The organism is Streptomyces sp. NPDC007157, from assembly GCF_040634235.1.
Taxonomy (GTDB): domain Bacteria; phylum Actinomycetota; class Actinomycetes; order Streptomycetales; family Streptomycetaceae; genus Streptomyces.
Genome location: NZ_JBEYFE010000013.1, coordinates 18,788 through 39,694, shown reverse-complemented (window position 1 = coordinate 39,694; position 20,907 = coordinate 18,788). Strand labels below are relative to the sequence as shown.

Here is a 20,907-nt window from a genome sequence, read left to right as displayed (position 1 = left end):
TCTAGGGGAGCCTTGTCCAGCGTGCGGTCGGCGCCGGGGCGCCGTTCACCATCTGGCCGGGTGAGAGTTCGTGCTTGACCTGTTGACCGACGGTCCGCAGTTCCGAACGGATCAGGTCACCCATCTTCGCCTTGCTGAGCCCGGCAGCGAGTCCCTGCGCCTCCACGTCCGTCAGGTGCTGGTTCAGGCGCAGCAGGAAGGCGTCGGTGTGCGTGAAGTTGTGCGGGCGCGCGTGCCCCAGGGGGATGCCGTTCGCCGCCTCGTCGATGTCGACTCCGTACCTCGACAGGATCGCGCGGCTGTCCGCGGTGCGCCCGACCACCCGGTTCAGCGTGGACGGCACGATGTGAGCCGCGGCCTGCCCGGACTGGAAGACGACGCCCTCTGCCTCCATGTTCCCCCGGAGGATCTTGGAGTGGCAGATCAGGCCCAGATAGTCGACCCACAGCAGGGGATTGGGTACGTAGGCGTGGGCGTTGGGCCCGGCCTCCAGCCCCAGGGGGTCCGGACTGAGGTACGCGGCCGTGGCCGGATCGTAGTGCCGCAGGTTGTTGTAGTGCAGCCCGGACTCGGGATCGAAGTACTGACCGGGGAAGCGAAGGGGCGTGTCCGCGCCGGACGGCTCCCATGTCGCCAGGCCCCACAAGGTGGCGGTCGCTCTCCCGGCGATCTCCCCGTCCTCGCCGACGAGTTCCGTCGGAGTTCCGACGAGATCGCCGACGACGGCGAAGAAGCGTTCGTCGATGAGCTCCTGCGGGGCCTGGGCAAGGACGGTGCGTTCCGTCTGTGCGACAGGGACCAGACCGTCGCGGTCCCAGGTGAGGGTCACTCCCCGGTCGCTGTCGGCGCCGTACGACGTCTGTTCCACGAGGTGCGGTCCGTCCCAGGTGAAACGGATCTCTTCCAGCACTGCGGCCGGGGTGTCCGGTCCGTCGACGGCGGCCAGCCGCTGCTTGGCGACGCGCCGCCCCAGGGAGTCGTACACATAGCGCCACACGGTGCCGTCCGGCGTGGTGACGCTCGTGAGCCGGTCCTCGCCGTCCCATGCGTACCGCCAGATGTCGGGCTTGCGCGACAACCTGGTACGACGCCGTAGGACGACCCGTCCCGCGGCGTCGTACTCGTAGTGGACGGAGCCGGCGCGGGTGACGCGGGTGCCGGACCGTTCCCGGTCGCCGCGGGCCTCGGCGGCGGGCTGCCGGTCGGGCCAGGTGGCCCGGGCCTGATTGCCCGCCGGGTCGTAGGCGTAGGTCTCGGTCCAGTCCGTCGCGAGCACCGCCGTGACGCGGCCCCCCGCGTCCAGGTCGAAGCGACGGTGTCCGGTGTGCAGGTCGGACACCGAGGTCGGGAGGCCGTCCGCCCCGTACGTGTAGCCGCGGTCGATGGTCCGGCGCCGGGTGCCGGGAGCGGTATGGCTCTGCGCGGTGAGGCGATGGTGGGCGTCCCAGCTCTGGTGGAGCGCGAGTCCCGCGGTGCCCATGCTGCGGGCGGTCTCCCGCCCGAGTGCGTCGTACTCCGAGAACAGCGTGCGGCCCGACGCCGTCAGCTCCGTCCGGTTTCCCGCCGCGTCATAGGCGTACGTGGTGACGGCACCGCCCGGGGTCGCGCGCCGGACGGGGCGGCCCAGGGCGTCGTACGCGGTCGTGAGCGCACGTCCGTCCGCGGTCTCGCCGATGATCCGGCCGATCGGATCGTAGACGTACGTCAGGGTCACGTCCGGGCCTACGGCCTCCAGGACGCGCCCGGCGGCGTCGTGGGCGTAGCGGGTCGTTCTGCCGTCCACCGTCTTCCGGCACTGATTGCCGGCGATGTCGTAGGCGAACACGGTCGACTGGCCCAACGCGTTGGTACGACTGATGAGTTGGCCCGCGGAATCATAGGCGTAGTCAAGGGTACGGCCGTCGAAATCCGACTCCCTGACGAGCCGGCCGGCGGCGTCGTAGGTGTAGTCCCAGGTCAGTCCGTACGGTCCGACGACCTGGAGCAGGCGCAGTTCGGTGTCGTGCACGAACGTGTGGCGGGCCCCGTCGGCCGCGATGCGCGCGGAGAGCACGCCCAGTGGCCCATACGCGCACCGAGTGGTCCGGCCGACCGCATCGGTGCGGGTGAGCATGTTGCCCTCACCGTCGTACGTCCAGGACTCGCTTGCCCCGTCCGGGTCGGTTCTGGCCTCCAGACGGCCCTCGACGGTCCAGGTGAAGCGGGTTGCGGCACCCATCGGGTCCCAGATGCCGACCCGCCGCCCGAAGGGGTCGTAGGCGGCCCGGGTCACCGCGCCGAGCGGGTTCGTCACTGCGACTGGCTGGCCCGCGGGGTTGTTGACGAAGGACGTCACCGCGCCCAGCGCGTCCGTCACCGAAGCCAGGGCTCCGCTCGGGTCGCGTGTGAAGCGCGTGACGGCTCCGTCCTGGGCGGTCAGGGCGGTGCAGTTGCCCCGCTCGTCCCAGTCCTGCCGGATGACGGAGCCGTCGTATCCCACCATCTCGACCATCAGGTTCAGGTCGTTGTACCGCCAGGTGGAGGTCGCCCCGTCCGGCAGGCGCACTTCGGCGAGATGGCCCGCCGGGTCCCAGTCGAGACGGATCGTCCGGCCCAGCGCGTCGGTGCGCGACAGCAACCGGTCACGCCGGTCCCACTCCTGGAGGACCGTGTGACCGAGCGGGTCGGTCTCGGCCAGCAACTGGTAGGCATCGTTGAACCGGTATCGGGTGGTATGCCCGAGCGAGTTGACGGCGATGGTCTCCCGTGTCTCGTCCTCGTACGCGAAGGAATAGTCGAGGACGCCGTCGACGCCCCGCGTGGCCACGCAACGGTCCTGGTCGTCGTACGTGTACCGGTACCAGGCTCCGGCGCGGTCCTCCCAGCCGGTGATCCGGCTCCGGTCGTCGTAGTGAAATCGCTGCGGCCGGTCCGAGGAGTCACGTATCTCCGCGAGATTGCCGTCGGCGTCGTAGCCATAACGCAGGAGAACGGGCTGTTCAGAGGCGTTGAGCAGGGCCAGGGCGGTGATCCGTCGACGCAGCGTGGTCACGCCGATCCGATAGCCACCGTGATGGCGGACCTCCGTGGGCATGCCGTCCGCGTCGTAGGAGACGGTCACGCTGTTGTCGTTACGATCACGGACGGCGACCAAGGGCAGTTCATCCTCGGCGCCGCCGGGAACCGGCCGGAAGAACAGGGTCAGCCCGCTTTCGGGCTGGTGCACGGCCAGCTCACCACCCGGGGTGCCGTCCCAGCTCAGCGGCCAGTACGGACCCTCCACAGGAGGCAGATCCATGCCCACCTCCGGCCTCGGATACTGGAGCACCATCCCGTCCGCGGTCGCGAACCGCACCCCGGTGGCATCGAGCAGCAGCCGCTGGTCGAGGGTGGAGGTCCAGCTCGCTCCGAACAGTCGTCCGCTCCGGCCTCCCGTGCGGTAGTGGCGTTCGAGCACCAGCGGAAGTACGCCGTCCAGCTGGACGTCGGTGGCGGACATGACCATCTGGCCGGTGGCCATGTCGATGGGATCGCCGCAGGTGAAGAGCTTCTTCATCTGCCGGCCGAGGGCACGGGTGCTCTTGCCGAGCCCCTTCACCCCCAGCTCCATCCCCTTCAACCCGCCCTTGAGGTTCTTCAGCTCCTTCAGCCCCTTGGCCATCTTGCCGAGGCTGGTGATGCCCTTGCCGCCGGGTATGCAGTCCAGCGCGGCGAAGGCCACGTCCCACAGGGACGCCTGGCCTTTGGAGTATTTGTAGAGCGTGTCCGCGAGCACGACGAGCGCGGCGACGAGGACGATCGCGCCGAGGATGGGCCCGCCGATGATCATCGCGATGATCCCGACGACCGCGACGACGACCTTGCAGACGGTGACGATGGTGTCCCAGTTGTCCTCGAACCAGTGGCCGACGTCCTGCCACCAGTGCCGGTTCGGGATCCCGGCGTCGGAGGCCTCGTCGATCTTCCGTTTCGCCTCGCCCGCCGCGTCGTCCCGCATCTTGCGGGCGTCCTCGGCCATCTTCTTCGCGGCATCGAGGGCGTTCTGCGCGGTGGTGACGTCCGACTGCGCCTTGGTGTGCGCGGACTTGGCGCTCTGCACGTCCCGGGTGGCGGCCCGCACCTTCGCCTCGTCCGGCTTGTCACCGTTGGACTTGCTGCCGGTGGGGTCGTCCTTGTACTTGTCGGCTTCCTTGCCGGCGCGGGTGACCCATGAATCGGCAGACGACAGATGGGACTTGGCGGAGCTGAGGTCGGATTGTGCTTCCTTCGCCTTGGCGAGGGCCTTGTCGGCCAGGGCCTGGGCGCGCTCCAGCTTCGGCCAGTAGTCCGCGAGGGCGTCGCCGCACATCTCGTACGACTTCTTCAGCTTCTTCAGGTTCTTCGGAACGTCCTTGAACTGCTCCTTGAACACCTCCGCCGACTTGCCGGCCCACTGCAGGAGGGTGTCCTCGCCGGCCATGCCCTTGACCAGGCGCAGGGCGTCGGAGACGTCGTCGGCGAAGGAGTGCAGCTGTGCGGCGAGAGTACGCACGCGTTGCGGGTCGCCCGGGGTCGGGTCCTTGTCGAGGTCGAGTGGATGCCAGTCCGCCGGTCGGTATCCCGCCATGTCCCGCAACCCCCGTCGCGTGCGCCCCGTCAACAAACCTGTGCACGCGCGAACTTACAAGGAACGGCCGTTCGAGGAGAAGTCCGACGGCCGGGCTCATGAGAGACGCGGACGACGCGCCCGGTAGCGGGAGCCCGCCGCAGGCGCGGGCCGTACGACCGGTACTCCGGGAAGGGGACGCCTCCTCCAGCGGCCCGCTCAGTCCGCGAAGCGGAACGTCGACGTGATCGCGTCGAAGATGTCGAAGAAGGAGTCGGCCAGGTCCAGGACCTGGCTGCTGCCGGCGACCAGGGCGACCTTGCCCTCCTGGCCGGGGACCGGGATGAACGTCTGCATCAGGACCGCGCGGATCGTGCGGTTGAGGCTGTCCTCGGGGATCGGGATGTCCTCGATGCCGTAGGTGCGCGCGGCGGGGCCGACGCCGGGGATGTCGACGGTCGTCACCTTGCGCCAGGAGTCGCCCTCCCGGTGCGCCTCCTTCGGCGCGAGCTGGGCGGCGATGGCGGCCGGGTCGTTGGAGAGCGGCGCGCCCTCGCGGGTGCGGCCGCCGACCAGCGACACCGTGACCGAGCCCGTGATCGGCGTGTCCCCGCCGAAGCTCTCCGCCATGCAACCGCAGTACATCGCGCCCGACTTCCACGCGTCGGCCGCGGACTTGCGCAGGAAGCCGACGTACGTGTCCCGGTACTGTGCCAGCTCCGGGTGCTGGGCCACCCGTTCGTTCACCATCCGCCGGATCGAGTCGTCCCGCGACTCCGGCCGCACGTCGAACTCCCACCACGACTCGGGCACCTTGATCCGGAATCCGCCGCGCTCGATGGTCAGCGTCTCTATGTAGCGGGCCATGGTGTACGCCGTCCCCGTTCCGGTGATCTGATATACGGTGCGGCCAGACTACGAGATGCGCGGACGGGGGACGGTCACGTGGGCAAAGGCAAGAGCGACCTCGCGATACCGCTGAGCGAGCTTGAGGACTACGGCGGCAAGCTGCGCTCCATCAAGGAACGTCTCAACCACACCAAGAAGATGTTCGAGTCCTACAAGGACGATGTCGGCAGCGGAACGGTCTACGACGCCCTCGACGACTTCGAGTCCAACTGGCACGACGGCCGCGAGGACATCACCAAGCAGATCGACTCGCTCGCCGACATGTCCGACACCGTCGTCCGCGAGTTCAAGAAGTTGGACGACGACCTCGCGAAGAAGGCGAAGGACGCGGTACGGCCGGAGGAGCAGCAGCAGGGTGGCGGCGGGCCGAAGGCGGAGTAGTACGCGCTCAGCCGGGACCGGTCGCCCGGCCGGTCAATCCCCGGGGTCCACGTTCCAGGTCTGCGGCAGTTCGCCGCCGCAGAACACGCAGGCGAAGTCGGCCTCGCGGACGATGTTGTGCTCCGCGCAGCGCGGGCAACGGCGGAACACCACCTCGTGCGTGAAGCGGGCGGGGTGGCCGAGCGGGATGCGGTCGAGTGCGCGGGCGACCGCGGGCCAGGACGTGACGTCGGGGCAGTAGCCCGTCGACTGGTTGCTGACCTCGCCGACCAGCCAGTGCCCCGCCTCGCGTGCGAAGGTGATCTCCCCGGCGCCCAGTACCGCCTCTCCCCCCGCACAGGCCACGTGCTCGCTACGGCGGGGAGCCAGCTGCAGCCGGCCGTCCAGGCCGACGACGTAGGTGAACGGTTCGGCCAGCTCCGTCGGTGACTGCCGTCCGGCCCACGAGTCGAAGTCGGCGGCGGATGCGATACGGGCCCCGGTGCCGGTGGGCCGCGTCACCGCGGCGGCAAGTTCTGCGGGGCCGACATAGCGGTAGCTCCGCTCCGGCCGGCTCGTGAGCGCCTCCTCCAGCGCCTCGTCGTACGACCGGAAGCCGGCCTTGACGTGGTCGGGGGTGGGTGAGTCGGGGCGGAGCGGCGAGGGGAGGCGGGCGACTCGCCACATGCGGTGCACGTGGGCCGGGGTGGTGGTTCCGGTCGGGTCCGCCACCAGGTCGCAGGCGGCGGTGAGGATCTCCGTGAGGCGGGGTGTGCCCTTCGCCGCGTCCGTGCCGGCGTCGAGAGCCACGGCCACCGACATGTCCAGGAACTCGGTCAGTTGGAGGTCCGCCGCCATGCGGCACATGCGTCGTACGGTCGACGGCGACGGGTCGTGGAGACTGTCGGCTCCGGTCACTCCGGCGGACCAGAGGACGAGGATCGGCGGAGACAGCTCGTAGTCCCGGAAGTAGGCCATCTCGTCGGCGGCCGCCCTGGCCTGGTGCTCATCGAAGGCGCAGAGCGCGCAGACGGCGGCGAAGAGACGATCCCACTGCTGCCGTCTCTCCGCCAGGAACGCACCGACCGACACGTCCGCGAGCGACCAGGTGCCGGTGGCGTTCGTCGCGCCCACGGCCACCACTCCCCCGAGCGGCGCCAGGAGTTCGCGGACGTACCTCACTCGCCGCCGGCCACGGCCGCGCAGGAGAGGAACGCGGTCCAGGTGGCGGGCGGGAAGGCGAGGCGGGGGCCGCGGGCGGGCGGGTTCTTGGAGTCGCGGACGTGGATGGTGTCGGGAGTGGTGGCGACCTCGACGCAGGAGTCGCCTTCGCTGCTGCTGCTGTAGCTGCTCTTGAACCACGTCAGACCGGAGGCGTCCTCGGCCGTGGTCTTGCGGATCATGTCTCCCCCAGCAGTTGTTCGATGAAGGCCGTCGACTCACGCGGCGTGAGCGCCTGCGCCCGGATGATGCCATACCGCAGTTCCAGGATACGGAGCTGCTTCGGATCGGATACCGGTCGGCCGTTGGCCACCGCCGGCGAACGTCCCACCGCCGAACCGTCCTCGGACTTCAGCACCTCGATCCCGCCGGCCAGTCCCGCGTGTTCCTCTCGGTCCATCGGCATCACCTGCAGCTCGACGTTCCGCAACTGGCCTGCCTCAAGGAGGTGTTCCAGCTGGTGACGGAGTACCGCCCGCCCGCCGAGCGGACGCCGTAGCGTCCACTCCTCCAGAACGAAGCTGAGTTCGGGCGCCGGGTCCCGCTCGAAGACGGCCTTACGGGCCACACGCGCGGCGATGAACCGCTCCACCTCGTCCCCGCTGTACGCCGGGCGACGCATCAGGAGCAGCCCACGCGCGTATTCGGGGGTCTGCAACAGCCCGTGGATGTTCAGCGGGTCGTAGAGCTGGAGCTCGACCGCCTTCGCCTCCAGCTGCGCCAGGTCACGCACCTTCTTGGGGTACCGGACCCGCCGCACGTCCTCCTTCATCGCCGCGAGCAGCCCGCCCGCTCCCAGCACCTCGTCGGCCCGGTCCAGATACTCCGGCCGGGGAATCCGCTTCCCGCCCTCGATCTTGTAGACCATGTCCTCCCCGTACCCGACCGCCTCCCCGAACTCGGCGGCCCGCATCCCCACCGCCTCGCGCCGCAGCTTCAACTGCCGCCCGACGGTCGCGATGACCGCCACACCCCACTCGTCGTCGGGATCCACCTCCCAACCCGGCTCGTCCGCCTCGCTCTTGAGCCGTCCCACCGCGCCGTCCACCGTCATTCCGCACCCCTCCGTCTTACGACCGTGCCGCGACGACGCGCCGGCCCGCGGGGTGCTCATCCGGATTTGTTAGACCGCCGTCTCGTCGGCGGGTTACCGTACGGACACGCCGTGTCGCCCACGGTCACCTGAGGAGGAATCCTGTGCCATCGCCCTGCGATCCCGAGTTCGCTCCCGCCGGTGACGTGGGCGCGGCGCTCATGATGATCGACTCCCGGCTCAGGTCCATCTACGCGGGCAAGGCCGGGATCGACCCCGAACAGCAGGAGCTGATCGACCAGTTCACCGCGTCGATGGGCCCCAGGGGCATCGACGACCTGGTGGAGGGCGCGTGCACCCTCATCTACATGTTCATGCAGTGGCTGCGGATGGCGTACGAGGACCACGACAGGGACGTGATCGAGTACGTGGTGCCCAGCTTCGTGGCGTCGACGCGCATGATGCGCAAGAGCGTCCGCCCCGAGGTCATTCCCACGATGACCGGCCTGCTGGTGGCGGCCGGCACCGGCCTGAGCCCCAGTCTGTGGCGCAGGCAGTACGGGGACTGGACCAAGGACGAGATGAACGCCCTGGAGGCCACGGCCGTGCTGCTCGCGGAGCACATCAACCGGCTCACCGACGACCAGGACTTCGCCACCCGGCTGATCACCGAGGCCCTGACCCGCTCGAGCGAAGACTGACCCACCTCAGGAGAAAGGAAAGGTGAATTCCAAGTTATTCGGAATGGTTGGCGGATGAAATAGCTGTTCGCATCCGCCTGTGACCAGCGCTTACGGAATATTTTCGGACCCTGTGACAATTCCTGGCCCTGGCTTTACCATCGCCCAATGCGTATTTCCGAGGTCGAAGCAGCCAATGCACGCATGCTGGCCCACGCACCATCGGTCCGGCCCGTGGCCACCGGCGACATCATCCGCGTGCACCGCAAGAAGTTCCCGTACCGCGGCTACGTCGAGATCGACTCCCCGTACTGTCCGCCGTTCGTGATGTTCTGCGTGAACGACGATGCGGTCGCCATGGACACCCTGTGGAACGGGACGTTCGGCTACGAGCCCGGCACCCTCGCCACCTGGGCCCGGCTGGCGGCGCGGAGCGCGACGATCGCGGACGTCGGCGCCCATGTCGGCTACTTCTCGATGATCGCCGCGCACGCCAATCCGAAGGCGAAGGTGCATTCCTTCGAGCCGGTCGACCAGATCCACTCGCGGCTGTCCGTGAACGTCCGCTCGAACGGCGTCCACAACGTCACGCTCCACCAGGCCGGTGTCTCCAGCGAGCCCGGCTGGGCCGACATCAGCGTCCGGTTCTCCGGGAACCTGCTGTCCACCGGTTCGACCCTGGAGGGCGCCGCACCCGACGCCCAGCTCAAGCGCATCCGACTGCTCACCCTCGACGAGGTGTTCGCCGACACCAAGCTGGACCTCGTGAAGATCGACGTGGAGGGCCACGAGATGTCGGTGCTGCGCGGGGCCCGGCAGGTGCTGCGGCGCGACCGGCCCACGCTGGTGATGGAGGCCCTGGTCGACGCCGACCTCGACGACCTCATCGCCCAGTTCGACCCCCTCGGCTACGACGTCCACTGGATCGCCGAGCACGACGGTTCGCTGGTGGACTGGAAGGAACCCCGGCCGCCGCACACCCGGAACCTGCTCTTCGCACCGCGGGCCTGAGCGCCGCGGGCCAGAGCGCCGCGGGCCAGAGCGCCGCAGGCCTGAGCGCCGCGGGCCTGAGGCTGTCCCCACCCCCGACCCTCCCGTCCGCCGGATGGTCGAAGCTCCTCGGCGTCCGGCACCGTGAGGAGCGCAAACGCCAGTCGCGTGTGGGTGGAAGGACGCCATCGTGCGAAACGCCGTCGGGACCGCAGCTCTTCTCCTCGCCCTCGCCGTACCGGCCGTGGGGGCGGCACCGAACAGCAGTACCGCCACCGCCACGGGTCTGTGGCGCATGGACGGGTACGGGACCGTCCTCGCCATCGACGGCCGAGGGGCGCAGGAGTACCAGACGACCGCCGTCGGCTGCCTGAAGGGGTACTACGCCGAGGCGGCCGCGAAACCGGGGACGTACGACGTCGAGGGCGCCGTGCTCACCGTGCGGCCCGCCCCCGACGGGGAGCACGCCCGGTTCGACGCCGACGTCGCGGTGGGGCACCGGCAGCTGCGCCGGATCGGCTCCCTGCCGGCCGCCTGCACCCGCCCGCCCGCGACCGACCCCCGCACCGTCTTCGACGTCTTCTGGCAGTCGTTCGAGGAGAACTACCCCTTCTTCGCCGCCAAGGGCATCGACTGGCATGCCGTGCGCGCCCACTACCGGCCGCTGGTCCACAAGGACACCACCCGCGCCCAGCTCTTCGACATCTTCAGCCGCATGATCACCCCGCTGCACGACGCGCACGTCCTGGTCCTGGACGGCGACCGCCACTACGGGGTGCCCCGGCCCGGCACCGTCATCCCCACCGGGGAACTCAACGACAAGGTCAAGAAGTTCGTCGTCGACCGCGACCTCAGGACAGCGACCGACCGGCAGGACTTCGCGGGCGGCCTCCTCACCTACGCCGACCTGAAACAGCGGGACCTGGGCTACCTCCGGATCGCGAGCTTCGACGGATACGACCGGGACAACGCGTCGTACACCGCCCAACTCGCCGAACTCGACCGGGCGCTCGACACCGTCCTCACCCCCGCCCGCACGCGCTCGCTCCACGGCCTGGTCATCGACCTCCGTATCAACGGCGGCGGCTCCGACGCCCTCGGCATCCACATCGCCGAACGCCTCACGGACAGGTCGTACACCGCCTACGCCAAGCGTGCCCGCAACGACCCGGCCGACCCGGCCCGCCACACCCGCCCCGAGCCGATCCTCGTGCACCCCTCCCCCAAGCCCCGCTACACCGGCCCGATCGCCCTCCTCACCGGCGGCTCCACCGTCAGCGCCGGCGAGACCTTCACCCAGGCCCTGATCGACCGGCCGGGCCGCACGGTCCGCATCGGCCGGCCGACCCAGGGCGTCTTCTCGGACGTCATGACCCGCAACCTCCCCAACGGCATGACCGTCTGGCTGCCGAACGAGGAGTACCTGACCCGGAACGGCCGGACCTTCGACGGGACCGGTATTCCACCGCGGATCAGTGAACCCGTCTTCACTGACGAAGAGTTCGCGAAGGGCCGGGACTCGGCATTCGACCGGGCGGTGAAGCTGTTGAGCCGCCCGAGGTCATGACGCGCCGCTCGACCGCCGTCACTTCGGCAGCTACACCGTGGTGATCAGGGACCGGACGGGAAAGGCCGCCTTCGGCTGAGTCCCGCGGAGCGGCTACAGCCGCCGGCTCTCCAGCGGGCCCAGATAGGTCGCGGGCAGCCCGCCCGTGTCGATCAGCAATCGCTGCACCACCACCGTGGGGTCCACCGCCCAGAACTTCAGGCGGTGGACCCCGGGGGCCACCGGGTGGCGGGTCGCCGTCCGGTTCACGTTGTCGGAGGTGTTCCGCGCCCACACCGCGTTCAGCAGGCCGTCGTCCGCGCCGGACGTGATGTCCACCGGTACCGGTTCCGCGTCGTCGAACGACACCGTGTAACGCAGGCCGACCGTGCCCGGCAGCGCCGGGTTGCGCGGCGACAGGTACGCCCACACCGTCACCTCACCCGCCGACAGCAGGGTCACCTCGTACTCCAGCCGGGGCCACGCCTCTCCCCAGCCGCCCGTCACCGGCCACGCCGTCATGCCCGCGCCGGTCCGGCCGATCCCCTCCAGCCGGCGCCAGCCGCCGACCGCACGGTCGTGGTGCTCCGCGTCGATCGCCACATAGCCGCCCGCCTCGACGAAGCCGCGCAGCCCCCGTGCCGACGGCTTCTCCGCGACGCACGCCACCGTCACCGACTCCCCCGCCCCGCTCACCGTCAGCGATCCCGAGGACCGGCCGGCCGGTGCCCGTGACCAGTCCACCCGCACATCCACCCGGACCTGCCGCGTCACCCGGCCCCGCGGACGATCCACCACCAGCCACGGCACCGACGCCTGAACCCGGTAGTCGAAGGGGGTACGGCCCCGGTTGAACACCTCGACGTACTGCTGCGGCCGGGTCTGGTACGGGCTGAACGACGGCAGACCCGGCGCGTCCCCGCCCCCGTCGCCGTCCCCGCCCCCGTCGCCGTCCACCGACACCCCGAGCCCCGCCGCCTCCGGCACCTCGATGCGCCGCACCGCCGGGAACAGGACGTCCGGCAGGGCCACGTTGTCCTTCTCCGGCTGCTGCCAGGGCGCGTTGGGGCCGTACCGGTCCACGTCCCCGTAGTCGATGTGCGGCTGGGTCTGGAAGCCCCGCCATTTGCCGCCCGCCACAGTGGAGTTGAAGCGCTCGGCCAGGGCGAAGTCGCGCAACAGGCCCTGTTCCGCCTCCGCCGCGCGGTCGTTGGCCGCCGCTCTGCCCTCGCGCGCGTAACGCAGGTTCGTGAACTCGGCCTGCCGCAGCGCGTAGAGGTTGGCGGTCGCCGTCACCTCGTATCCGACCAGTTCGAACCATGCGTCCCGTACCGCCGCCGGCAGCCGGCGCTCGATCCGTGTCGCCCTTCTCCCCAGCTCCCGCCACTCCTCCGTCACCCGCTCCAACTCACGGTGCTCGAAGGAGAAGGGCGTCTGCTGATCGTCGTACACCACCTGGCCGTCGTCCGCGAGCGTGATCCGGCGGTTCAGCAGCTCCGGCTTGCGGCGTGCCTGCAACCGGCCGTAGGCGGCGAGTACTTCGGCGACCTCCCGGGCCGCCGCCTCGCCGAAGTTCTGGCGTGCGTATCCCCGTTCCCAGTCACCGAGTCGGTCGATGTCCCAGCGTTCCGGATTCCAGGCGTGGTCGAGGAAGAACTGGGTCGGCAGTTCGTTGCCCTTCAGGTCGCCCACGTTGGCCACCCACAGGCCGTGGTTGCCGTAGGCGTGGGCCTGGTGGAGCTGGTCCCAGACGTTGGCCAGGTTGGCCGTGTCGACCCACTTGTAGTTGCGACCGGCGCCGACGTAGTCGAAGTGGTAGTACAGGCCGTATCCGCCGCTCCGGGGCTCCGCGGGGGACGGGTGCTTGCGGATGTTGCCCCAGTTGTCGTCCGTCAGGACCACGGTGACGTCGTCGGGCGCCCGCAGCCCCCGGTCCCAGTAGCGCTGGACCTCCTTGTAGAGCGTCCACACCTGGGGGGTCTCGGCGGCCGGCCGGCCCGTCACCTCCTCGATGATCTGCCGCTGCGCCGCGATGATCTCCCGCATCAGCTCGATGCCGTCGCCGTCGGGGAGGCCGGTGTCGCCGTTGCCGCGCATGCCGAGGGTGACCACGCCCTCGAAGCCCTGGTCCACCATCCGCTGGATGCCGGCCCGCCAGTACGCCCTGATCGCCGTCGGGTTGCGCAGGTACGACCACTCGCCCGTGCCCCCGTAGGGGTCGGTCCCGTCGGCCGCGTGGCGATTCCACTCCTCGATCCCCCGCATCATCGGGGCCTCGTGAGACGTGCCCATGACAACGCCGTAGGCGGAGGCCCTGCGGTGGTTCTCCGGGTCGTCCTCCGCGAACGCCCGCCCCCACACCGCCGGCCAGAGGTAGTTGCCCTTCAGCCGGAGCAGCACCTCAAGACACGGGCGTAGAAGTCCGCGTTGAAGCCGCCGGGATAGCCCGGGGCCTTGCCGGGCCCGAAGCGGTCCGGGGCCCAGGTCCCGAGCGCCGGGTTCTCGTCGTTGACGAAGAAGCCGCGGTACTTCACCGCCGGCGTGCCCTGGGTGTGGCGGCCCGGCAGTACCCACACCCGGTCGCGGTGGACCGGCGGCACGTCGTCCCACCAGTACCAGGGCGATACCCCGATGCCGTAGCAGACGTCGTACGCCCCGAAGATCGTGCCGCGCGGGTCGCTGCCCGCGATGACGAACGCCCGCTCCACGCCGGGCAGGGGCCGGTCCACGACCGTCTGGAGCGAGGTCTCCCACCTGCCCCGCACGCCCGTCACGTCCAGCCTGCCGGACGCCACCAGGCCGTCGATCAGCGGGCTGCGGCCGATCGTGCCGACGAGCACCACGTGCCGGGCGATCGTCGAGCCCGGCCGGACGCCGGTCACCCGCTCGATGTCGGCACGGAGGTCGCCCGCCACCCGTACGACTCCGGGGTGATCCTCGGCGCTCACCACGACCGGGACGCCGACCAGCGAGAACGCGCCGCCCGTGAAGGAGATGTACGCCCCGGGGTCCGTCACCCTCGGTTCGCCGACGCCGTCGCCGTCGCCGCCCGCCAGGGCGGGACCCGACGACAGCACCGGTACGGCGGCGGCACCCGCGCCCAGCACAGCCCTGCGGCTGACAGACATGGCTCACCCCTCCACACGAATTTGGTCAGCGGCATGACAAATGGTGGGGTGAGTGGCTCCCGGGAGCCAGGGGTCGTACCCGCCGAATAGTTTCGGAGTGACCGGAGCGCCCTGGAGCGGCTCGGAGGCGACCCGGAGCCACGGGGCAATGGCGAAGGGGCCCGTACGACCGAAGTCGTACGAGCCCCTTCACATACCTACCGGGTCAGCCCTTGCGGGCCGAGATCACTTGTTGATCTTGGTGACCTGGCCGGCGCCCACCGTGCGACCACCCTCACGGATGGCGAACTTCAGGCCTTCCTCCATGGCGATGGGCTGGATCAGCTCCACCTTCATGTCGGTGTTGTCGCCCGGCATGACCATCTCGGTGCCCTCGGGGAGGGTCACGACGCCGGTCACGTCCGTGGTACGGAAGTAGAACTGCGGGCGGTAGTTGTTGAAGAACGGCGTGTGACGGCCACCCTCGTCCTTGGACAGGATGTACGCGGTCGCCTCGAACTCGGTGTGCGGCGTGACCGAACCCGGCTTGATGATGACCTGGCCGCGCTCGACGTCCTCGCGCTTGATGCCACGGAGGAGCAGACCGACGTTCTCACCGGCCTGGCCCTCGTCGAGCAGCTTGCGGAACATCTCGATGCCGGTGACCGTGGTGGTGGTCTTCTCGGTCTTGATGCCGATGATGTCGACGGTCTCGTTGACCTTGAGGACACCACGCTCGATACGACCGGTGACGACGGTGCCACGACCGGTGATCGTGAAGACGTCCTCGATCGGCATCAGGAACGGCTTGTCGACGTCACGCTCGGGCTCCGGGATGGACTCGTCGACGGCCTTCATCAGGTCGAGGACGGACTGGGTCCACTCGGCGTCGCCCTCGAGGGCCTTGAGCGCGGAGACCTTGACGACCGGCAGGTCGTCGCCCGGGAACTCGTACTCGGAGAGGAGCTCACGGACCTCGAGCTCGACGAGCTCCAGGATCTCCTCGTCGTCCACCATGTCGGCCTTGTTCAGCGCGACGACGATGTACGGCACGCCGACCTGGCGGGCCAGGAGCACGTGCTCCTTGGTCTGCGGCATCGGACCGTCGGTGGCGGCGACGACGAGGATCGCGCCGTCCATCTGCGCGGCACCGGTGATCATGTTCTTGATGTAGTCCGCGTGACCCGGGCAGTCGACGTGGGCGTAGTGACGGGTCTCCGTCTGGTACTCGACGTGCGCGATGGAGATGGTGATACCGCGCTGACGCTCCTCGGGCGCCTTGTCGATGTTGTCGAACGCGGTGGCCTCGTTCAGGTCCGGGTACGCGTCGTGCAGCACCTTGGTAATGGCGGCCGTGAGGGTCGTCTTACCGTGGTCGATGTGACCGATGGTGCCGATGTTGACGTGCGGCTTAGTCCGCTCGAACTTCGCCTTCGCCACTGGGGTCCTCCTGGGAGTGGTTCTGTACGCCTTGATTCGATCGGCGCCAGGTGATCTTTGCTGTTGGTTCCCGGGCCCCGGGCCATTCCGCCACGAATGCGGAGGAACGGCCCGTGAGGCTCCGGGGTCAAGCCTAAAGCGTCGTAGCGCGGTGCGTTACTCGCCCTTGGCCTTCGCGATGATCTCCTCGGCGACGTTCCGCGGAACCTCGGCGTAGGAGTCGAACTGCATGGAGTAGCTGGCCCGGCCGGACGTCTTGCTGCGCAGGTCGCCGACGTAACCGAACATCTCCGAGAGGGGCACGAGGCCCTTCACGACGCGGGCACCGGCCCGCTCCTCCATGGCCTGGATCTGACCACGGCGGGAGTTGATGTCGCCGATGACCTCACCCATGTAGTCCTCGGGCGTGGTGACCTCGACGGCCATCATCGGCTCAAGGAGCACGGGGGACGCCTTGCGCGCGGCCTCCTTGAAGGCCTGCGAACCGGCGATCTTGAACGCGAGCTCGGAGGAGTCGACCTCGTGGTAGGCACCGTCGAGCAGGATCACGCGGACACCGGTCATCTCGTAACCGGCGAGGATGCCGAACTGCATGGCCTCCTGCGCACCGGCGTCCACCGAAGGGATGTACTCCTTCGGGATACGGCCACCGGTCACCTTGTTCACGAACTCGTACGAGGCGTCGCCGCTCTCGATGGGCTCGATCGCGATCTGCACCTTGGCGAACTGACCGGTACCACCGGTCTGCTTCTTGTGGGTGTAGTCCACGCGCTCGACGGCCTTGCGGATCGTCTCGCGGTAGGCGACCTGCGGCTTGCCGACGTTGGCCTCGACCTTGAACTCACGGCGCATACGGTCGACCAGCACCTCGAGGTGCAGCTCGCCCATACCACCGATGATGGTCTGGCCGGTCTCCTCGTCCGAGTGGACCTGGAAGGACGGGTCCTCCTCGGCCAGGCGCTGGATCGCGATGCCCAGCTTCTCCTGGTCGCCCTTCGACTTGGGCTCGATGGCGACCTGGATGACCGGCGCCGGGAAGTCCATGGACTCCAGGATCACCGGCTGCTTGTCGTCGCACAGCGTCTCACCGGTCGTGGTCTGCTTCAGACCCATGACGGCGATGATGTCGCCGGCGCCCACCGACTCGATCTCCTCACGCTTGTTCGCGTGCATGCGGTAGATCTTGCCGATGCGCTCCTTGCGGCCCTTGACGGAGTTCAGCACGGCCGTGCCGGACTCCAGGCGGCCCGAGTACACCCGGACGAAGGTGAGCTTGCCGAGGTGCGGGTCGCTCATGATCTTGAACGCGAGGGCGGACAGCGGCTCGTCGTCGGACGGCTTGCGCTTGACCACGACCTCCGGGTCCTTCACGTCGTGGCCCTCGATGGCCTCGACGTCCAGGGGGGAGGGCAGGTAGCGCACGACCGCGTCGAGCAGGGGCTGGACGCCCTTGTTCTTGAACGCGGTGCCACAGAACACCGGGGTGACCGTGACGTCCTTGGACTTGCCGGACGCGATGGTGATGCGGCGGATCGCGGCGTACAGCTGCTCCACGGAAGGCTCCTGGCCCTCCAGGTACAGCTCCATGATCTCGTCGTCGTTCTCGGCGACGGTCTCGACGAGCTTGCCGCGGTACTCCTCGGCAGCCTCGGTGTGGGTGGCCGGGATGTCGACGACGTCGTACATCTCGCCCTTCTCCGCCTCGGCGGACCACACGAGTGCCTTCATCGTGACCAGGTCGACGACGCCCTTGAAGTCGGCCTCGGCGCCGATCGGGAGCTGCATGACGATCGGCGTCGCACCGAGTCGGTCGCTGATCATGTCGACACAGCGGTGGAACTCGGCACCGGTCCGGTCGAGCTTGTTGACGAAGCAGATACGCGGCACGCCGTAGCGGTCCGCCTGACGCCAGACAGTCTCGGACTGGGGCTCGACACCCGCGACGCCGTCGAACACCGTCACGGCACCGTCGAGCACGCGGAGCGAACGCTCCACCTCGACGGTGAAGTCGACGTGGCCCGGGGTGTCGATGATGTTGATCGTGTGGTCGACGTCTTCCAGCGGCCAGTGACAGGTGGTGGCAGCAGAGGTGATCGTGATGCCACGCTCCTGCTCCTGCTCCATCCAGTCCATGGTGGCGGCGCCGTCGTGAACCTCGCCGATCTTGTACGACACACCGGTGTAGAACAGGATCCGCTCGGTAGTGGTCGTCTTGCCCGCGTCGATGTGGGCCATGATCCCGATGTTGCGGACCTTGGCCAGGTCAAGTGAAGTGGTAGCCATAAGGCTTCAGTCTTCTCTCGGTCTCGATGTGGGTAGCGACTACCAGCGGTAGTGCGCGAAGGCCTTGTTGGACTCGGCCATCTTGTGGGTGTCCTCGCGCTTCTTGACGGCCGCACCGAGGCCGTTCGAAGCGTCGAGAAGCTCGTTGAGCAGACGCTCGGTCATGGTCTTCTCGCGACGGGCGCGGGAGTAGCCGACCAGCCAGCGCAGCGCCAGGGTGTTGGCGCGGCCGGGCTTGACCTCGACCGGCACCTGGTAGGTGGCGCCACCGACACGGCGGGACTTGACCTCAAGCGTGGGCTTGATGTTCTCCAGCGCGCGCTTGAGCGTGATGACCGGGTCGTTGCTGGTCTTCTCGCGCAGGCCCTCCATGGCGCCGTACACGATGCGCTCGGCGGTGGAGCGCTTGCCGTTCAGCAGCACCTTGTTGATGAGCGAGGTGACAAGAGGAGAACCGTAGACCGGGTCGATGATGACCGGGCGCTTCGGGGCAGGGCCCTTACGAGGCATTCTTACTTCTCCTTCTTGGCGCCGTAGCGGCTGCGGGCCTGCTTGCGGTTCTTGACACCCTGGGTGTCAAGCGAGCCGCGGATGATCTTGTAGCGAACACCGGGCAGGTCCTTCACACGGCCGCCGCGCACGAGCACGATGGAGTGCTCCTGCAGGTTGTGTCCCTCACCCGGGATGTAAGCAGTGACCTCGATACCGCTGGTCAGACGCACACGCGCGACCTTACGCAGGGCCGAGTTCGGCTTCTTCGGGGTGGTCGTGAACACACGCGTGCAGACGCCACGACGCTGAGGGGAACCCTCGAGTGCGGGCGTCTTGTTCTTCTCGACCTTGTCCTGCCGGCCCTTCCGGACCAGCTGCTGGATCGTAGGCACTACTTCTCCGGTTTCTGTGTGCCGAATGGTGAAGCTAACCTGGAACGTCGCCGACCCACGCGGTCGGGTGTGTCGGATTCCGCGAACTCCTGCCGAACGGCAGAAGGGGGCGCGGATCGCGGTGGCCACTTCGTCACTCCGGTGCGGTTTGAAGGCACGCACGAGGGTCAGGGCACACCCCAGGCACAAGGTCTGAGCGTACCCAGCGCAATCACTTCGGTCAAAACAAAAGAAGCGGGACCGGTTGAGGAGGGCCTGAGCTGCGGTTTTGAGGGAGGCTTCCGATATACCACGAAGACGAACGACACGCGAACGGAAGAGGACACGGGCTGCCGAGGATCGGTTCGACGGCTGTGCCACGCTGATCAGACCCTCTGATCGCCGGGTCACCCCAGCGCCCCTTCGGACGCTCGGGGAGCGCGCGACCAGCCACAACGGTCGCCGCGGACGCCAGACGGCCGCACGAGGCACTTCCATCGGCGTTCTTCAGGGGGCATCACGGTCATGAGCACGGCTCAGAACGACCCCGCGACGACCGCCGAGCCGGTGCCCCGGCCCCTCCCCCGCACCGTGCGCCTCCCTCCGGCCGCCCGCCCCTACCTCCCGCCCCTCGCCCTCTACGGCGCCGCCAAGCTCACCGGCCTCCTGGTCTTCGCCTGGCTCCTCGCGTACGCCGGTGACTACCGCCACAAGGACCCCCGCTTCGGCGGCGGCGCCCACTGGTGGGACGTCCTGTCCACCTGGGACGGCTGGTGGTACCTCCAGGTCGCGCGGAAGGGCTACCACCCCGGCCCCCTCCGCCCCCTCCCTCCGGGCGGCCAGTTCTCTGCCGAACAGAACTCGGTCGCGTTCTTCCCCCTCTACCCCGGCCTGATCCGAGCGGTCTCGGAGACCACCGGCATCGGCCTCTACGGCTCCGCGATCCTCGTCTCGGTCCTCTCCTCCTTCGTGGCCGCGGCCGGCGTCTACGCGGTGATCTCGATGCTCGCGGGGACCCGGGCCGGCACCATCGCCGCCGGCCTGTGGGCCGTGGTGCCCGCCGCCGGCGTCGAGTGGGCGGTCTACACGGAGTCCCTGTTCGTGGCGATCGCCGCCTGGACCTGCCACGCCGTGCTGAAGCGCCGCTGGGTGACGGCGGGCCTGCTGGCCTTCCTGTCCGGCCTGAGCCGCCCGACGGCGGCGGTGCTGATCGGAGCGGTCGGCCTGGCGGCCCTGGTGACGCTGCTGCGCCGGGACAGCCGCCGCGAGCAGGGCGTCGCCGCCCCGCTGTACGCGGCGGTCGCCGCACCCCTCGGCCTCCTCGCCTACATCGCCTGGGTCGGCTGGTCGATGGGCGGCCTCGGCGCCTACTTCGCGCTCCAGCGCGAGGCCTGGGCCCACTACTTCGACTTCGGCGCGTACACGCTGGACGTGCTGCGGAACGTGGCGGTGGGGCACGGCGACTATCCCTTCGCCTACTCCGTGCCGGACCTGATCGCCGTGCAGATGGTGGTGGCGCTGCCGTTCCTGGTCGCGCTCATGCTGCGGAAACGGCCGCCGCTGGTGCTGACCGCGTACACCCTCGCCTCGATCGTGACGATCCTCGGCACCCAGCAGATGTTCGGGAACACCCCGCGCTATCTGCTCCCGGTCTTCCCGCTGCTGCTGGCCCCGGCCGCGGCGATGGCACGGCTGAAGTGGCCGAGCCTGGTGGTGTTCTTCACCACGGCCGCGGTGGCGTCGGGGTGGTACGCGCACTACGTGATCTTCGAGCTGGGAATTCCGTAGCGGCGCCGTTCAGGTGCCGCCGAGGTTTATCGGTGGCCTCGCCCATGCGCCGGATGTCGCGAACGGTCGGCGCACCTCCGTTGAATTGGGCGCCATTCCCGCCGTTCCCGCTCTCCCGGAGAG

At 69.0% G+C, this 20,907-nt stretch carries 14 protein-coding genes and 1 pseudogene; 5 read left to right on the top strand and 10 right to left on the bottom strand.

Going from position 1 to position 20,907, the window contains the following annotated elements; genetic code table 11:
- Position 1 precedes the first annotated feature (1 nt).
- Positions 2 to 4,585: a DUF6531 domain-containing protein gene (locus tag ABZ642_RS23595; protein WP_360487398.1), complete on the bottom strand. Its 4,584-nt coding sequence runs from the start codon at positions 4,583 to 4,585 to the stop codon at positions 2 to 4.
- Positions 4,586 to 4,783: 198 nt separating this feature from the next.
- Entirely contained in the window at positions 4,784 to 5,431 is a 648-nt protein-coding gene (locus tag ABZ642_RS23590) for a hypothetical protein (protein ID WP_360487395.1), read from the bottom strand.
- A 78-nt stretch (positions 5,432 to 5,509) separates the two neighbouring features.
- Between ABZ642_RS23590 and ABZ642_RS23585 the strand changes: the two genes are divergently transcribed.
- Positions 5,510 to 5,854, top strand: coding sequence for a hypothetical protein (locus tag ABZ642_RS23585; protein ID WP_360487392.1), 345 nt, complete (start codon positions 5,510 to 5,512; stop codon positions 5,852 to 5,854).
- 33 nt (positions 5,855 to 5,887) lie between these two features.
- On the opposite strand, the gene ABZ642_RS23580 is transcribed toward ABZ642_RS23585, so the two are convergent.
- From ABZ642_RS23580 to ABZ642_RS23570, 3 genes are all read right to left on the bottom strand, one after another.
- A complete protein-coding gene (locus ABZ642_RS23580) occupies positions 5,888 to 6,355 on the bottom strand; it encodes a hypothetical protein (RefSeq protein ID WP_360487999.1) in 468 nt (155 codons plus the stop codon).
- Positions 6,356 to 7,011: 656 nt separating this feature from the next.
- Positions 7,012 to 7,236 carry a DUF397 domain-containing protein gene (locus ABZ642_RS23575; RefSeq protein ID WP_360487389.1) on the bottom strand — a complete coding sequence of 75 codons (225 nt, stop codon included), beginning with the start codon at positions 7,234 to 7,236 and terminating at the stop codon, positions 7,012 to 7,014.
- Complete coding sequence (locus ABZ642_RS23570) at positions 7,233 to 8,108, bottom strand: helix-turn-helix transcriptional regulator (RefSeq protein WP_360487386.1); 876 nt, start codon at positions 8,106 to 8,108, stop codon at positions 7,233 to 7,235. The genes ABZ642_RS23575 and ABZ642_RS23570 overlap by 4 nt, the downstream gene beginning before the upstream one ends.
- Positions 8,109 to 8,251: 143 nt before the next feature.
- Between ABZ642_RS23570 and ABZ642_RS23565 the strand changes: the two genes are divergently transcribed.
- The 3 genes from ABZ642_RS23565 (at position 8,252) to ABZ642_RS23555 (ending at position 11,324) form a co-directional block, all read left to right on the top strand.
- Complete coding sequence (locus ABZ642_RS23565) at positions 8,252 to 8,788, top strand: hypothetical protein (protein ID WP_360487383.1); 537 nt, start codon at positions 8,252 to 8,254, stop codon at positions 8,786 to 8,788.
- Positions 8,789 to 8,935: 147 nt separating this feature from the next.
- Positions 8,936 to 9,778 (top strand): FkbM family methyltransferase, encoded by an 843-nt coding sequence (locus ABZ642_RS23560; RefSeq protein WP_360487380.1) that lies wholly within the window; start codon positions 8,936 to 8,938, stop codon positions 9,776 to 9,778.
- A gap of 274 nt (positions 9,779 to 10,052) precedes the next feature.
- A complete protein-coding gene (locus tag ABZ642_RS23555) occupies positions 10,053 to 11,324 on the top strand; it encodes a S41 family peptidase (protein WP_360487996.1) in 1,272 nt (423 codons plus the stop codon).
- A gap of 93 nt (positions 11,325 to 11,417) precedes the next feature.
- Here the strand turns inward: ABZ642_RS23555 and ABZ642_RS23550 are convergent.
- The 5 genes and pseudogenes from ABZ642_RS23550 to rpsL all read right to left on the bottom strand — a co-directional run bounded on the left by ABZ642_RS23550 (position 11,418) and on the right by rpsL (position 19,017).
- Positions 11,418 to 14,431, bottom strand: a pseudogene (locus ABZ642_RS23550) (glycosyl hydrolase 115 family protein).
- 225 nt (positions 14,432 to 14,656) lie between these two features.
- Positions 14,657 to 15,850, bottom strand: coding sequence for an elongation factor Tu (gene tuf, locus ABZ642_RS23545; protein WP_351693772.1), 1,194 nt, complete (start codon positions 15,848 to 15,850; stop codon positions 14,657 to 14,659).
- 156 nt (positions 15,851 to 16,006) lie between these two features.
- The gene (fusA, locus tag ABZ642_RS23540) at positions 16,007 to 18,133 is read right to left on the bottom strand and encodes an elongation factor G (protein ID WP_360487377.1); all 2,127 of its coding nucleotides are present in this window, start codon (positions 18,131 to 18,133) and stop codon (positions 16,007 to 16,009) included.
- Positions 18,134 to 18,172: 39 nt separating this feature from the next.
- Positions 18,173 to 18,643, bottom strand: coding sequence for a 30S ribosomal protein S7 (gene rpsG / locus ABZ642_RS23535; protein WP_007384059.1), 471 nt, complete (start codon positions 18,641 to 18,643; stop codon positions 18,173 to 18,175).
- Positions 18,644 to 18,645: 2 nt separating this feature from the next.
- Positions 18,646 to 19,017 carry a 30S ribosomal protein S12 gene (gene rpsL, locus ABZ642_RS23530; protein WP_003948652.1) on the bottom strand — a complete coding sequence of 124 codons (372 nt, stop codon included), beginning with the start codon at positions 19,015 to 19,017 and terminating at the stop codon, positions 18,646 to 18,648.
- Between the two features lie 504 nt (positions 19,018 to 19,521).
- Here rpsL and ABZ642_RS23525 point away from each other — a divergent pair.
- Positions 19,522 to 20,784, top strand: a complete 1,263-nt coding sequence (locus ABZ642_RS23525) for a hypothetical protein (protein ID WP_360487373.1) — start codon at positions 19,522 to 19,524, stop codon at positions 20,782 to 20,784.
- Positions 20,785 to 20,907: the final 123 nt, after the last annotated feature.